At 47.1% G+C, this 17560-nt stretch carries 3 protein-coding genes and 1 pseudogene; 1 reads left to right on the forward strand and 3 read right to left on the reverse strand.

What is annotated here, in order from left to right; translation table 11 throughout:
- Nucleotides 1–14: 14 nt before the first annotated feature.
- From OCT63_RS10815 to OCT63_RS10825, 3 genes and pseudogenes are all read right to left on the reverse strand, one after another.
- Nucleotides 15–6022 (reverse strand): annotated as a pseudogene (locus OCT63_RS10815) (beta-ketoacyl synthase N-terminal-like domain-containing protein).
- Nucleotides 6019–8067, reverse strand: coding sequence for a PfaB family protein (locus OCT63_RS10820; RefSeq protein WP_269983706.1), 2049 nt, complete (start codon nt 8065–8067; stop codon nt 6019–6021). The pseudogene OCT63_RS10815 and the gene OCT63_RS10820 overlap by 4 nt, the downstream one beginning before the upstream one ends.
- Nucleotides 8067–15944 (reverse strand): type I polyketide synthase, encoded by a 7878-nt coding sequence (locus tag OCT63_RS10825; protein ID WP_269983707.1) that lies wholly within the window; start codon nt 15942–15944, stop codon nt 8067–8069. Before OCT63_RS10825 ends, OCT63_RS10820 begins: the two co-directional genes overlap by 1 nt.
- Before the next feature lie 706 nt (nt 15945–16650).
- Between OCT63_RS10825 and OCT63_RS10830 the strand changes: the two genes are divergently transcribed.
- Nucleotides 16651–17478, forward strand: coding sequence for a 4'-phosphopantetheinyl transferase family protein (locus OCT63_RS10830; protein WP_161687608.1), 828 nt, complete (start codon nt 16651–16653; stop codon nt 17476–17478).
- Nucleotides 17479–17560 lie beyond the last annotated feature (82 nt).

A 17560-nucleotide genomic window follows, 5' to 3' on the forward strand; every position in this document is an offset into this window, starting at 1 on the left:
TCTCTAATGGCGGCTTATGCTTTCTTGATACCAGAAGCTTTATCGCTAGCAGGGGCTTCTTCGATACAAATCGCGATGTCTTTCACTTCGTAAATACGCAGGCCATCTTTGCTCAGGTTTGCATCGCCAACGATGATACGCTTACCGTCTTCGTCTTTAACCGCAGTGATATGTACATCCAGAGACATCTGTTTGTTCAGAGGGTTAATCTGACCACGGTATTTCCATTTCACTTCAGATTGGATTTGACCAAATTTCGGATTACGGAAGCCTGCGCCAAGATCTTTGTTTAGTGCGTAGGTTTGTATCAGTTCGATGATCGCTTCGACACCTAGAGAACCTGGCATTACCGGATCTTGATGGAAGTGGAACTGGAAGAACCAATCACTTGGGTCAATCGTACGCTCAGCGTATAGGTAACCAAGGCTGTCTTTACCACCATCGCTGGTGATCTGCACGGTATCGATAAAGTTCAAACGACCGCCAGCCAGTTGGTAGTGCTCTTGCACTTCACCATTAGCAGAAACAGGTGCATTGAAGTAACGCGTCGTTTTGTCTAGCAGGTTGATGTTTACATCCGGTGTGCGGTTGTTATCAACGTGCCAAGGGTGAGTCACTTTACCGTTGTCCAAACCAAGTTGGTCTTTCAGTGCAGCGCCTTTGAAGTAACCAAATACCGCTGTACCTTGGTAGAAAGGCACACCGTCTGTGCTCAGTTCGAAGCTAAAGCTCTGTACGATGTTGGTACCCATCATTACGGTTGAAAGCAGGCGAGAATCATTGGTGATCGTTTTGCCACGCAAGTCGACGTTACGCAGCATTTTGCCGCTACCATCTAGGTTACGGAAAAACAGTTCTTCACCTGGGAAGCCCAGTGTTGTGCCCATGTAGCCAGAGATAAAGCCGTTTGGCTGCAGTGAAATCTCCATTAATACCGAATAAGGCATCAAGGTATGGTGGCTGTTTTCATCGAAATACCATGCGTTTTCTGGCACTTCGTATTCTGCGATACACGATGAAGGCTTTTTGAAGTCACCACGTTTACCGTCGATCTCAACGACACGAGTGGTTAACTGCAAGTCGCCACACGGAGTACGTGGTGGAATCATCCCACGGTAGATAGAGAAGTCAGGGCCGAAACATTTCTCGATATCGCCAGTTGCGAATTCGAACATGTGGTATGGCGTGAATGGAACCGTATCGGGTGTGCGGTTCGGGTAATCAGGCGTTACTGGCGCTTCAACGTGTTGAAGAGGAATCACGCCTTTATTTGGTGCTGTTTCTAGGTCTTCAATTTGTGCCATCAGTGGTGCATTCGCTGAAGCCTGTTGATTCACTGCTGGTGTATGGCCCAAGTTTTTATGGTCCAAGTTTTCGATAACAGGGGTCGCGACAGCTGTTTCCAAAGAAGGTAGGTAACGAGTACATTCGTCATCTTCTTTGATCATCACACCCAAGTTTTGGAAATCAACAATCACTTTGCCGTTCAGCAAAATATCGATGTTGGCTTTCGCGTATGGACGAGGGCTTAGACCAATCTCGGTCACTTCCATGCGGTAAGTCAGTTCTGCCGATTGCGGGAGAACTTGTCCACGACAACGTACTTGTTGAGGCGCATTTTCCAGTGGTTGGAAACGACCATTTTGAACAAGCGTGTGCATGCCAAGGTGCATCATGAAGAACTGAAGCAGTTGACCACAACCTTCAGCCATCAAAGAGCCGGCCATTACTGAGTCATCTTTGAAGTGACACGGGAAGTACCAGTGCTCAGGCTCTAGCTGCTTGTGACCTTCAATCAGACCAAGTCCCCATGTGCCGCCTTGCGGTTCAACACGGCTAACCTTTTCGATCATCATGAACTTCTCTGAGCTGAAGCATAGAGAAGGCTGGTGGCGATCAGATTGGTGAGTCGGGCCAAAACACTCTGCAATGTTGGCAGTCAGTAAGTGACGCAGTTCTTGGTGGTTAAACTGGGTTTTTGGGCAGTGCAGCATTGGGTCGAAGCGTTGCTTAGTTGCCAGCTTGCGAGCCTTGATTTCATCTTCAGTGTGAATCACACCCTTGCCGTCTGCCAGCTCTTCGTCGGTGAAGAAGCCCGCACAACCGTTATCCATTTTCAGGATCATCTTGTCGCCAACGAAACATTCGTACGAGAAGAAGAACAGCAACGTGTCACCATTGCGAGCAAAGCTGTTGATTGAGATATCGTAACGCAGCGTATCGCCACCACGAGGCAAGTCGCCAAGGAAGGTCAGCGTACAATCAAGCAAGCGATAAACACGCTCGCCTTTGTTTTCGAAATCAATGCCTAAGTAGCTGATCAGCATTAGGTCACACTGACCAGATTCAACAGCAACAGCCCAAGGGATCTGACCATCGACAAGATACGGCGCATCAACTGGGATGTCGTATTCCGTAGTCATGGCGCTTGGCTTGTACTCGTTGACTGTCGCGTTGAGCTTAGTGACACGAGATACCAATAGGTAATCGGTGGTTGGCAAACGAACACGGCGCGAGTAGCTATCGATGATCGCGTAATCAGGGCCAAACACGTTCGCAATATCACCTTCCGCGTATTCAACCAGATCATCATAATCCCAGATACATGGCTTACGGATAGGTTTTACTGGTGCAGGCGTCGCAAGTACGTTTACTGGCACTGACTGAACCTGAGCCGGTTGAGCTTGAACAGGCTGACCTGATGTTTGTTGACCATTCGTTTGTTGAATAAGGGCATTGTTCTCTAAACTAGAGCTATCTAAACCAGACGTAACGGCGTTTAGCTGCGCTTTTAATAGTGCATCAGCCATTTGCAGACCTTGTTCACGTGTTTGCAAGAAGGCTTTGTGAACTTGTTGCACCGCTTGCTGATTTTGAGAAAAAGCTTGGTTTTGGCTTAGATTTTGTGGCTGCTGTGAAGCTGCGTCGATTTGAGACTCGCCATTTTTAGCGGATAGGACATGAGTCATATTGCTGTGGTTACCTGTTAGCTGACTGTGGCGAGTTGGCGCCAGAGTAGGGGATACTGATGTAGGAGTTTCGATTACTGTCTCTACCGCGTTCTGCGCTAATGCTTTCTTCTCTAACTCTTTTTGCGCAAGGGCTGCTTGAATACTTGCTGTCGTTGGAATCGACGCCACTCTTGCTGCTTGTTTACCAGAAGCTTTCTGTTGAATCGTTGCCAAGTTAGTCACTGGGGTTTGGGCAATATGTTGATAAATATCGCGACCACCTAGAGTGACTTGCTTAACCAATTGACGCTTAGCATCACTTGCCAATTCATTACTTAAACGAACCGATAGTGAGTGAGATTCAACACTCGATTGGCTTAGTAGCAGCTGTGAGCATTGTCCTTCGCTGATGTTGGCAACAATCGCGCTCTTAGAGCTGACATTTGGATTCAGAGACTCAAGGTTCAGGTTGAGCAGACCGTGTAGCAGACTGGCCATGCCAGAAGCTGCAGAGCAGTGCCCAACACGTTGACTCGCTTGAGTCGTCTTTGTGCTCGCTAAACTTAGAGACGAAGACTGATATGATGAAGACTCTGGTGCATGGTTAAGCTCAAGCAGAGAAACATCGTTCGAGCTCATACCAACTTGAGTCAGTAACTCATCAGCAACTCATCAGCAACGGCGTTGTGATGCTCGCTTGAACCAAAAGCCAATGCGTTGATGCTGCCGTAAGCCGTGTCTTGGTTGCTCGCTACTCGGTTTTCTTCAACAAGAACAATTGCACCTGCGCCCTCGCCCACATTCCAACTGCCGTCTTGCGGTTGTCCGAATTTGGGATCAAGTGACACTGGGCTCACGCTGTTCTTCAGAATCACATGCTCTGCACTGCCACTAAGGTCAACGGCTGCAATCACGACTGCGTCCATGGATTCTTGCGACATTAGGTTTTGCGCAACATCGATACAACGAGCAACCGACTGTTCAGCGGCTGAAATCGTAAAGGCAGGGCCGTTAAAGTCCCACAATGAAGAGATACGCGAAGCCATGATGTTGCCGATGAAACTGGTGTATTGGTTCAGCTTGGCTGCGTCCATCACACTGTCCATCGCGATGGTTTCTAGCGATTGGTATTCATCTTGTGTTAGCTCAATACCCATGTTGGCAAAGCTGTCAGCCAATTGGCTATGCAGGTTTACGCGTCCACGGAATTGGTGCATCTCAAGCTCTGTTTCCATCGCTACCAGTACTGCAACCTTCTGGCCTGCTACAAGCTTGGCGTCTTTGATGGCTTCGTCTGCAACTTTCATCAGTAGCAACTGCTGAGAGATCAAACGGTCATCTTCATTAGGCGGCACTTTGAAGCGTAGGAAATCGAGATCGAATTGATCGATGTAGGCTCCGTTTGGAATGCCGTGTAAACCAAACTGATTCAGCAGTTCTGGATGTTGGTCTAAGCCTTTCCAGCGCTTCTTAGGCAAGGCAATGAAAGCATCGTTGTTGGTTTCAATCGCAGTGCTCAGCGCGTTGATACTTTGCAGAGAACCAAAGTGAGATGCAAGACCAGTAATACTTAAATTAGACGGTTGTAGGCTTGGAGACGTTGACTCTAAAGTCTGGTTTACATGACGAGTGTCTGAATACGTTTCAAGCAGTAAGTGAGCGTTACAACCACCGAAACCAAAGACAGAAACACCCGCGCAGCGCTCTGAATTTCTCGCTTTACTTGGCCAAGGTTGAACTTGTGTTGGTAGGGTCTGTGAACCAAATAAACCTTCTGGCGAAGACAGTGGTTTATCCAAGTTAATACTTGGCGGCAGCACGCCTTCTTTCATCGCAAAGATCATCTTCATGATCCCCGGCATGCCGGCTGCAGTCAGTAAGTGACCGAGGTTGGACTTCGCAGAGCCAATCAATGGCGGGTTAGAACCATTCAACTTGTCAGCAAAGAATTGCTCCATTGAGGTTAACTCAACCTTGTCACCTAATGGTGTGCCAGTTGCGTGACACTCAATCACTTCGATGCTGTCTGGTGATAAGTTCGAAGCCTCGTAAGCGCGTTCAAAGGCTTGTACTTGTCCTTTGCTATTTGGGCTTAATACGAACTGACCGCGACCATCGTTCGATAAGCCAATACCGCTGACGACTGCGTAAATATTGTCGCCATCACGCTCTGCATCAGCCAAACGTTTTAGCACTAAAACACCGGCACCTTCGCCAGCAAATAGACCTTTACTGTTGCTATCAAACGGAGCGGAGACACCATGATCTGGGTAAGCATGGAATATGGAGAAACCCATGTTGATAAAGAATGGGTCAGCACCGGATACCGCGCCTGCCAACATCATGTCGGCTTTGCCTGTGTTCAAGTAATCACACGCTAACTTCAATGAATATACTGAACTTGCACATGCCGCATCTAGGCTAAGTTGCACGTTGCCTAAACCCAATGCATCAGCCACTAATTTCGAGGCGTTATGTGCAGCTGCACCATTGATAGGGTTGAGGTTTTGCGCGGTTTCATTAGTTGGTAGCAATGAAAACTGGTCATTAGCCAATTTAGCTTGTAGTGCTTTCTCGACCACCGAGTGATACATCGGCAGAAACAGATCGTTCGAACGTGTAGTTGGGAACGAAAGGGTACCCATGATCACGCCTGTGTGTTCTAAAACATCGGCATTAAGATCAATACCAGCGTCGACTAACGCCTTACGACTGGTATCCAAAGCCCAAAGGAAACTCTGGTCGACACCTTTGAATGACTCGGCGGTTAAGCGGTAGCCATTGCTATCGAAATTGAAGTTTTCGATGTAGCCGCCTTTATCACAGTAAAAGCGGTCTGACTCACCTTGAACGCCCTGATAGCTTTCAGGTTTAGCACCTAACTTTTCAGCGCTTAATGTGGTTCGAGAATCTTTTTTATTCAGCAAGTTTTGCCAAAAGTCTTTTGGCGTATCAGCTTCTGGATATTGGTTAGCAATACCAACAATCGCGATCTTATTGCACTTCACTTGCTGCTTATTCTTACTTTGAGCCTGAGCCTGATATTGAGATGGTTTCGATTGAGAACTCATACTAGCTCTCCTTGATGATTCACTGCGCTGCCTTGAGACACCCCACTTAATTGCTTAGCGGTGGTGATCTGTTGTTCTAGCCCTTGAATAAGTGGCTCGACAGACAATGGAATTTGATGAGCAATGAGCTGACCAATGCACTTGATGAGCGTGACAACATCGTCACCGCCTTTGGCATTGGAAGCGATTGTGTAGTACTGGTCGGCTACGTCGTCGCTACGATTGATTTTGTCGATCAATGTGCTGGTTTGACGATCGGCACCTACTTCGACAAACAGGTGAGCACCTTGCTGACGCGCACTTTGGATCAACGCAGTGAAATCCAGCGTTGAACAGAAGGTGTCGGCAATCGAAAGGGCGATGCTATCGCTGTCGATATTGATTGGTGCGCCAGTCGGTAGACCTGCTGCGCTGATAAAGCGGATATGCTTTGGCAACTCGTCGAACAGTGGTTGCGTGTAAAACTCTCGCACTTGGCTATGTTGGCTCAATGCTGGTGTAGTGTGCATTGCGGTAACACGATTCGCGGCAATGCCTCGTTTACCAAGCTTTTTGAGTAGTGCACGACAAGTGTTTTCACAACCGGCCAGTACGCAAGTGTCACCTTGGATGATAGCGAGATAAGCGCGTGGGAATTCTGGTAACAGAGCCTCAATCGCTTGTGCATCACTGCGAACCACAAAGCTATTCCATTGGATGCTTTCGTCGCCGTTCAGCTGCCAATCTTGACGCACTGCGGTGAGTTCACCAGAAATAGCCGTCGTGAAAATAGGGCTAGTTTGAGTCATCTCAATCAACGCATGCGGATTTTTCCAAACATTCAAACTGGCCCACATTGAAGCTTCACCCTTGGAGTAACCCAAAGCGAAGTCTGGCTGTACTTTGAATTCATCACATAGCAGTTGTGTTAACAGATAACTACTGCCCACACCTGCAATGGCCAATTCACTGAGCGACATTTCTTGCGAGTCGTCAGCGTAGGTTTTGTCAGCCTGCAGCATCTCTTTCAAGTTACCTTCACGTTCTAAACGAGCAAATAACTGTGGGAAATGGTGATGAAATTCGCGCAACATGCCAGAATAAACCGTGCCAACACCTGGGTAAACAAATGCAACGCCACCTTTGCTTTGAGGCTTCGGTGAGAAACAACTGCCTGCTGGCGTTTTGTATTGGCTATTGTCAGCCATTGCTTTTGGCAACGCATTTTCTAGCGCTGTGATTTCTTGTAGTGCAGCATCGATTGAAGCCGCCTGAATCACGATGTTCGCGCCAAGGTCAACATGGTGTTGAGCGCTTTGGTAGTGGCTTAGGTTTGAATGCATCAAGCTGGCGATAGCAAGTGCGCTGTTTGCCGAATCCTTAACGCATTTAAGCTCTTCTCTCAATGAGGTTAACTGAGAAACCAATTCGGCTTGTTCACAACCAGAAACCACAAACATCAAACGTTCGCTGGATAGCAATGGTTTTGGTTCTTGCAAACCTGTAGCTTGAGTCAATATCAGGCTGGTGGCAATTTGGTTATCATCATTGAAGGTCAATGAAGCAACACGTGCTTTGTTCGGCTCAGTGAACCAGTAATGATTAGGTAATGAATGGTTCGGCAATGAACGGCTCGATATCGCATTAACCATATTCAACAACTCATCAAACTGCTGCGAAGCAGAGAGTGCTGAGTATTGCTGTTGATGGCTTAAATCTGTCGCGAGGCGGCGTGCAATATCCAGAGCAAGCTGAACGCTATCTTCGATAGTTGCATCTGCAAAACTCGCTAGATAAGCGTGTGGGTGAATCTTATTTTGAGCAGCCGTCAACGCGCTCAACATCACCAATGATGGAGAGTGAGAATCCAAATAAAGATTAACAACACTACCTTGACTGACTGCTTCAATCGCTTGAGCAAGTGCTTGATTAAAATTGCCATCAACCACAACAGTCATCATCTCAGGAAGCGAAGGTGATAAGTCGGCAGAAAGCTCAGCCGCGTTTGCTGGCTGAGCTAAAAGAGCGATGCGCAATGGCATCGCTTTATTAGTAGGAACAGTCACTATGACAATTGCTCCTTTTCTGTTTTCTTATCCGCTTTAGGCTTACTCGCTAATGCTGATCTAGACTTCGGCAAAAATGCGTCATTTAAACTCTTACTGATGGTGACTTTTGCACCCTTCATTACCGCGCTTAAGCGACCATCTTGGTGGTAAAGCGAGATATCAGCTTGAAGCGAACGAGCCGTGCTTTTTATCACGCTCAGCTCTAGCCAACCTTGGTCGCCATTGTGCATCGGTGCGTAACAAATAAACTCACCGATTGCAGACGGTAGGCTTGCCGCGCCGTATTTCAATCGAGCCCATACCAACATGGCTTGCAACAGATAATCTTCAGCAAATGGCTGGCTATCGCCAAAGCCTTGCTTGGGAATAAATGCTCCGCAGTCGCTGTTTTCAATCTGAGGCAACTGGCATTGAGCCAATAAACCTAAGTCGTCAAAGCGTTCGACTGAGGTAATACCTTGCAATCTTGGTCCATGAAACAGAGTGCCGTCACTGTATAGAGCTTGTGCCGTTGTTACAGGTGCTGAAGTGTTGGCCTCAAAACGTTTTTCTGACGCTTGTTGAGCATCTTCAGATACTTGCACAGAGGCAACTTGCAACTGAGCTTGATACTGTGGTCGCCCTTGGCAACTGATCACCGCTTTTAGCTGATCTTTTGATTTAGCGTCAGAAGAAAGAACCAGTTTCAGCTCTTGTACTTCATCGGTATCAAAAATCACACCCTTAAGCAGTTTGTAGTTGTGAACGCTAACGTTCACCCCTAACAGTTGCTCTGCCACTTCACGCATCCATTGGATGGCACACACTGTCGGTAACACTGGGTTACCGGCAATGCAGTGATCTTGAATGAAAGGCAATGCCTTTGGATCAAGATGACGTGTCACAGTGATGCTTGTATTTAGCGGACTCTTTGCAAGATGCACAGACTCCGCATTAAGCTTTTTTACAGCAGCTTCCTTGTTGTCAGAACCTTGCATGCTCGTACCAACCAGCAGTTGAATGCCAGTTTCGTTCAGTAGTTGAGAGCTAAACAGGTCTGCACCCGCCTGAAGAGGAATCACGTACACACCGCGCTCTGTGAACATACGTTTCAGTGCTGCGTTTACCATGCCACCGTCCCACGGTCCCCAGTTGAAGCTCATCACTTTCGCTTGAGGGTTACGCGCAGACAACTGCAGAGCCGCTTTGTTTAGGATTTCGTTAGACATCGAGTAATCACTTTGGCCTGTGTTTCCGTAGAAACCCGCCGCCGAAGAGAACATCGCAATCAGTTTTAGCTTGCTGCTATCAAGACCACCAAGAACCGCTTCTAGTCCGCCCACTTTCGTGCCGTAAACCATGTTCAGTTCATCAAGCGTTTTGTCTTGAATGTGTTTGTCAGCCAGTACACCTGCACCGTGGATAAGACCTGTGATGCCTTCGAAATTCGCCAGTGTTTTCGCTACTGACTGATGGTTCGATACATCTAGGCTTAGGTATTCAGCGCTCGCGCCAATCTCATTGAAAGCGGCAAGTGCTGCGTTGATTTCAAGGCTGCTCAATACCGGCTTTAGCAAGGCATCAACTTTCTTTGGCGTTGGCTTATCACCCATCGCTTGTAGGTGTGCAATTGCAGCAGGTTTTAGCTCTTTCTCTTGCTTGCCTTGTGCCCACTGAGGTAGCCCAGCTGAAGTAATATGCTTACTACGACCTGCAAGAATGAAGTGAGACTTACATTGCTTAGCAAGCGTCAGTGCACATTCAAACGTCACGCCTTTAGCGCCACCCGTCACCAGAACTTTGTCGCTCTTGGTGAGTTGAGCGCCTGTGTTTTTAGTTTGTGCAGAACCTGGTGTTGCAGCAATCAATGTTGCACGACCAGATTCACCGTTTTCCGCATGGCTAAGGCCGATTTCAACCGTGTGGGTATCGATATCGAACAGTTCGCCTGTAATAGCTTCAGCTAGGTGACGAGCATCAATAGAAGCGTCAGCATCCAATGCACGGCAGAACACGTTTGACCATTCATGGCTCAGTGTCTTAGTGAGACCAGACAACGCGGCTTGGTTAAGTTCTGCATTCGCTAGTTGCTTAGTATCTAGGTAACCAAAGCCGCCATCGATACGGCTTAGCGTGAAGAACACGCTGCGACCAGAAACTGCATTCAGTAGGCCATTTAGGTGCTTGGCGAATAAGAACGCTGTGGTTAGTGAAGCTCTTGAGTCTGCATTCAAGTTAACCGCTTGCTCGTTGCTTTGTTTTGCATCAACGATAGCTTGCAGGTGAATGAAGCCAGCAATCACTTTGTTCGACGTTTTAAGGTCTGCTTCGATGTCGTTAATCACAGCTGTCACACCAGCATCATCGATACTGTTGAGTGTGTAGCTTGCGATTTCACTGTTTAAAGGTGACGCGGCAGAAAGGGCACTACGCACTACGGCAACTTGAATGCCGTTAGCGGTCAACTTTTCTGCTAGAACACCAGCGTTGTGACCATCATCTGTGATCACGACACAAGCGTCTTTTGAGAAACAATCGACGAGTTTATCTGCCGCTGGTAGCTTTTTTAGCGCTACCTCATTGTGTGGAGGAAGTTCCGCTGTCACTGTTTCTGCGATAGGCGTTACTGATTCAGTTTTAGCAGTCGCTACAGGTGCAGCTGCGGATAGCTTGCTTTGCATGTAGGTAACGATTTCACCAAGCGTACGACACTCAGCTAAGTCTTCAGGGTTTAGCTCTGGCAGCGTTGGTAGCTGGTTTTGAACCGTACCCAGAATCTCAACACGTTTGATTGAGTCGATGCCAAGGTCTGCTTCCATGTCCATCGCTAGGTCGAGCATTTCTGCTGGGTAGCCTGTTTTATCGGCAACCACTTCCATCATTGTTGATTGAACATGGGCAGGGTTTAGGTCATTGCTCGTGCTTTCTGCAATTGCCTCTACTTCTGCAGCAGGAGCTACTGTCGCTGCTTCCGAACTAGGAGCTAACTTGCTATTCATGTAGTCAACGATTTCGCCAAGAGTGCGACACTCAGCGAGGTCTTCAGGGTTTAGTTCTGGCAATGTTGGTAGCTGGTCTTGAACTGTACCAAGGATCTCAACACGTTTGATTGAGTCGATGCCAAGGTCTGCTTCCATGTCCATTGCTAGGTCGAGCATTTCTGTTGGGTAGCCCGTTTTATCAGCGACTACGCTCAGCATTGTGCTTTGAACTTGTTCTGCGTTTAAACCGCTTGATACTGCTTGCGCTGGTGCTGATACTTGAGTTGCGACTGGAGCAGAAGTCGGAAGCTTGCTGTTCATGCTTTTAGTATTCATGTAAGCAACGATTTCACCTAGAGTACGACACTCAGCGAGATCTTCAGGGTTTAGCTCTGGCAATGTTGGTAGCTGGTCTTGAACCGTACCAAGGATCTCAACACGTTTGATTGAGTCGATGCCAAGGTCTGCTTCCATGTCCATTGCTAGGTCTAGCATTTCAGTCGGGTAGCCCGTCTTCTCTGCTACCACTTCTAACATGGTTTTCTGAACTACAGCTGCATCTAAACCGCTAGCTGCTTGAACTGAAGTTTCTGCAGTTTGAGCGACTACTGGTGCCGAAGCTGGAAGTTTGCTGTTCATGTAAGCAACGATTTCGCCAAGAGTGCGACACTCAGCTAAATCTTCAGGGTTTAGCTCTGGAAGAGTAGGCAGTTCATCTTGAACCGTACCTAGAATTTCAACACGTTTGATTGAGTCGATACCAAGATCTGCTTCCATGTCCATTTCTAGATCAAGCATTTCCGTTGGGTAACCTGTCTTCTCAGCAACCACTTCTAACATGGTTTGTTGAACGACTTTTGCATCAAGACCATTAGATGTTTGAACAGGCTCGGTTGCGCTTGGCTGTGCGGCAACAGGCGCTGATACTGGCATCTTGCTGTTCATGCTTTTACTGTTCATGTAGCCGACGATTTCGCCAAGAGTACGACACTCAGCTAAATCTTCAGGGTTCAGCTCAGGTAGGTTTGGCATTTCATCTTGAACCGTACCAAGAATCTCAACACGCTTGATTGAGTCGATACCAAGGTCTGCTTCCATGTCCATTTCTAGATCAAGCATTTCCGTTGGGTAACCCGTTTTCTCAGCGACCACTTCTAGCATCACTTTTTCAGCATCGGCTGTTTGTACTGCTACTGGTGCAGCTACAGGAGCCGGTTGCGCTTTAACAGGCACAGGCTGAGCTGCAACAGGCGCTGCCGCTTGAGCCGCTACTTGTGGAGCCGGAGCGGTTTTCTGTACTGGAGCTTTCTGAGTTGTTGTATTTTGAACCGGCGCAGCTTGAACCGACTGAGCTTGTACAGGAGTCGCTTGTACTTGAGCTACCGGCTCTTGAACGATAGCGGTTGGAGTAGCTTGAAATGCTGGCTGAGTATTTACTGGCGCAACGAATGTTGGTTGTGCTGTTTCGACTGAACCTTGCGTCAGCATGTTAAGTGCTGAGTTGTTGCTGTGCGCTTGCATTTCTAGGTAATGAGCGTGAGCTTTTAGCGTTTCAGCTTGGTGCTGGTGGAACATCTCCATAGAACGTTGCAGGTTCTCAGGAATTGCTACGCCTGCTGTTGCCATTTTCGCTTGCTCAGACATTAGGGTGTTGAACGTGTCACCGTATTGCTGAGGAATTGCAAGGAACTGCTGATGTACTTCTGCTGCTTGTTGTTGAGCATTGAAGAACGATTGCAGTGAAGACTCATCAACCGTTACTTGAGCTGTTGGTTGACTAGTCGCTGGTGCAGGTTGCGCCACTTGTGGTTGCTGAGCTGCTGTTGCTACTTGTGCACTTGGTGCTGGAGTAGTTGACTGTTGTACATTTGAAGCTTGAGGCGCAGCCACAGGTACTTCAACGATTTCTGTTTTAATCACTTCTTTTTCCACGATTTTCTCGACTTCAACTTTCACTTCAACAATCTCAGTCTTTTCGGTGACGTTGCCCGAAGCCAATGATTGATCCATTTTCTTACGAGTAGCAGGGCTGATGTAGTTGGTTGCATTCAGCTTGATGTTCATTGGTGATGCCTTTGCAGGTTCAGCAATGTCAGCTTGGTAAGGGTCAATGTTGTCTAATGAAACACCTGCCACGCACAGTTGAACCGCCGCTAAGCGAAGCTGTTGGTCACTGTCGCCTTTAGGGCTTGGGTTGATGCTGATTGCGTAAAGCTCTTCGTTCTTATCAGCCAATGTTTTATCAACCAGCTTTTGAAGAATGTTCTTCGGACCGAACTCTACGAATACACGAGCACCTGCTTCATACATCGCTTCAATTTGTTCGCTGAAACGAACCGATTGCAGCATGTGTTGCTTGAACGCTTTCTTGATCGCTTTCGCGTCTTTGCTGTGCAATTTGCCCGTTGCGTTTGAGTAAAGCGGCAGCGTTGGAGCGCTAAATGAAGCTTTATCAATTGCAGCAGCAAATGGTTTTTGAGCGTGAGCAACAAGCGGTGTGTGGAAAGCACCAGACACTGGCAGAGCAATCGCTTTGAAGCCTTGTTCAGTTAGCGCTTGTGCTGCTTGTTGAACCGTTGCAGTTGGACCTGCAATAACCAGTTGAGTCGGAGCGTTGTAGTTGGCAATACTCACGCCTTCGAATTGGCTGATACAGTTTTCAACGGCTGGAAGTTTGTCTGCGTCTAGGATGACCGCAAACATCGTACCGCTGTCACCTTGTTCTGGTGTCGCTGCCATCGCATCGCCACGAGCGAAAGCTAGCTGGTAGTAATCGTCTTGCGAGATAACACCCGATGCACATAGTGCGCTTAGCTCACCAAAGCTGTGGCCTGCGACCATGTCTGCTTTGAAGCCAGCTTGAGTCATGATGTCGAACTGACCCATAGACACAGTACCAATCGCACTTTGCGCATTGGCCGTGTTGGTTAGTACCGCTTCTTGAGCTTTGGTTGCTTCTGGTGTGAAGGTTGGAATTGGGAATAGAATTTGCGACAGAGCCGTTTTCTTGTGTTGACCAAATACCTGATCCGCTTGAGCAAGCTGTTGACGCATTTCAGGGTAGTGACATGCAAGCTCGCGCCCCATGTTTAGGTATTGCGAACCTTGACCAGCAAATAGCGCTGCCACTTTACCTGCGCCGTTTTCAGCAATCAGTGCCGACTCACGATAGCTAGTACCGCTTGGCATCTGCCAATGTGCTTTGGTTTGGCTCTCAAGCATAGAAACCGCTTGAGTCAGTTGCGCTTGAAGGTCTGCTTGATCAGTAACGACTAAACCAATACGAGCATGCTGAGCGTTAACTTCACGCAGAGCGTGTTGCTCTGCAAGTGCTTCCAGTTTGAATGCAGCATCGGCAGCTTGAGTTGAAATCTGTTTCAATTCATTGATCAATGTTTGGCGAGATTCTGCGCTGAACAACAGAGTTTGTGGTACTTGGCGCTGACGGTATTTGTCGCCGCGAGCGTGCTCTGGTGTGTACTCTTCTAATACAACGTGGAAGTTCGTGCCACCAAATCCGAACGAGCTGATACCTGCACGGCGTGGTGTGCCGTCGACACGTTTCATCCAAGGACGCGTTTGTGTGTTTAGGTAGAACGGAGAGTTCTCGATATCTAGTTTAGGATTCGGAGCCGATACGTTAATCGTTGGCGGCAGTACTTTGTGATGCAGTGCCAGTGCTGCTTTGATTAAACCTGCAGTACCCGCGGTTGATTTGGTGTGACCAATTTGAGATTTTACAGAGCCTAACGCAATGTGTTGCTTCTCTTCGTTGTTCTCACTGAATACCGAGTTTAAGCCACCAAATTCGGCAACATCACCTGCTGCTGTTCCTGTACCGTGCGCTTCTAAAAGGCCAAGCGTGTGCGGTGCGAAACCAGCATCATCGTAAGCGCGTTTTAGTGCTTTTGCTTGTCCTTCAGGGCGAGGAGCGTAAATACTCTTGAACTTACCGTCCGAAGAAGAACCGACACCTTTAATCACTGAGTAGATTCTGTCGCCATCGCGCTCAGCATCTTCAAGACGCTTAAGAGCAACCATGCCGATGCCTTCACCAATCATCATCCCTTTTGAATCGATATCGAAAGGTTGAATGGTTTCATTGGTGGTAAATGCAGGTGTTTTAGAGAAGCTCATGTACATGGTTGGCGAGTTATCAGTACACACACCACCAGTGATCATCATTTCACTGCGGCCTTCAACCAGCTCACTTAGAGCCATACGCATTGCGGCTAGAGAACCTGCACAAGCAGCGTCTACTACACAGTTGATGCCACCAAGGTCAAAGCGATTAGCAATACGACCTGAAATTACGTTACCCAATGAACCAGGGAATGAGTTCTCTTCCCAGTGGATGTATTGGTCTTGGAATTTTTTGATCAGCATTTCGCTGTCTTCGTCGTTGATGCCACTGCTCTTGAAGACTTTTTTTAAAACAGGGTATTGAAGACGAGCATTCAAGCTTTGAGCAATCTTCTGACCACCACCAACACCAAGCGTAATACCGATCTTGTCGCGATCGTAACCTTCAGGCAGCTTGGCGTCTTCGAGTACTTCCTTTGCCACGATCAGAGAAAGCAGCTGTGAGGTATCAGTCAGTTCTAGGATATTTGGCGGAAGGCCGAACTCCATTGGGTTGAAGTCCACTTCAGGGATGAAACCACCACGCTTGCAGTAAGATTTGTCTGGCGCAGTACGATCTGAATCATAGTAATCTTCTGGACGCCAGTGCGTATCAGGTACTTCGGTAATGGCATCGATCTTTTCACTGATCAAATCCCAGAACTTGTTTAAGTAACGAGAGTTCGCAAACATGCTTGCCATACCAACGATAGCAATAGGCATGTCTTTAAGACGTTTATTAAGTCGAGTGTCGTCGACTGATTCCGGTGTGTTTTTTTCGGGTTGGCTCATTATGAGTCTCCACTAGAAATCACAGAAAGTGATGTCGTGTTTTGAGGCTGCGCTTTTAAAGCTATAGGAAGAAAATCTGAAACAGATTTAGGGAAGCGCAGCTGAAAATTCAGGTTGCTGAGTGGCGGCAACCAGATAGAAATTAGGCCTTCGAAGTGCATTGACTTACGGGAATTGAGAACGTGTTTCATGCGCGGGAGAGGCATTCGAATGTGAGGGTTGTGTCCATTAAAATCCTGTCCAAAGTACTGCTTTTGTTAAAGCAGATATCCGCAATAAAAACATGTGAATTTGTTTAATGGTTGAGCAGGCTACCCGAGGTACGTAATCGATACAATGCTCCTAAAGGCCGCCACGATCTGTTCAGACCAGATGAATTGAGTGTGTTTTTGTTTTTTGTGTTTTAATTAAATTTAACTTATTGATATTTAACAGGTACAGGTGGTTTTTTAGTGTTTATACTCTATTTTATAGGGTAGTGAGATCTACGTCAGGTTTTTGTAAGTAATGTTTAATAGGTAATTGTTCAGTAAGGCTCAGTGTGATCTATGTTTCAATTTGTTATTATTTGAAAAATGAGTTTTAAATCCGCATATGAAGGGAGTTTTCTGGCCAAGCTCTCTATGTTTACCTCAAAACATAGGTGGGTTAAATTTGTTCGTTTTGATGTTTTACTGATGGCTTTATGGTGAGTGATTTTTAAGAAATGAGTGCTAGAAAGACGGAAACGTTAGTCATTGATTTGTGGCTTTGTTCTTTAAGTGATTTGGATGAAGATAGTGATCATGTGTCGCGCCTAAAACAGAAACTTACTGCCGATGAAGTAGCCAAAGTTGAGCGTTATCGAATGCCTTCATCTCAGGCTCAAGCTCTGTATGTGCGAAGCTGTTTGAGAGCGATCCTATCTCGTTACTCTTGTTTGCAGCCTGAAGAGTGGCGCTTTGAATATGGTGAAAAAGGCAAACCAAGCTTAGTTGAGAAGCAACAGATAGAAACTGGCCTGAATTTTAATATCAGTCATAGCAAAGAACATTTGTTAATCGCGGTATGCCAAACAAAAGGACAACCACTACAGCTTGGGGTGGATATTGAACATGCAAGAAGCTCGACCAACATAGCGGCGATCATGAAGCATTACTTTTCGGAGTTTGAGATTAACGACTTACTCGAACTGGATGACGTATCTCAAAGAGAGCGCTTTTTTGACTTGTGGGCACTGAAAGAGTCGTACATCAAAGCGACGGGTAAGGGGTTGGCCACATCATTGAAAAGTTTTTCGTTCGATTTTTCTAATCTGACTGAACAAACACTGCCACTTCATTCGTTGGGTTTACAACCAGAGTTATGTGGCGAAATCATTGTACATAACAGAGTTGGGTTGGATGTTATTGAACAAGGCGATGTTTCTGCTGACTGGCAATGCAGTTTAGGAAGGTTAGATGACCAATTCCGATTTGCCGTGACGCTTGGTGGTGCAACGCTTCCGGTGCAATTAGAGATGAAATGCTTCCCAGTAGCTAAGCTACTTGGCTGAGTGTGCGCTCGTTATACTAGAAACTTGAACCTCTAATCTTGAAAAAAGCACACTCTTAGCCACTCGCACTTTCAGCCACTCG

Origin of the sequence: Vibrio sp. RW (assembly GCF_027587105.1) — a bacterium.
Taxonomy (GTDB): Bacteria; Pseudomonadota; Gammaproteobacteria; order Enterobacterales; family Vibrionaceae; genus Vibrio; species Vibrio toranzoniae.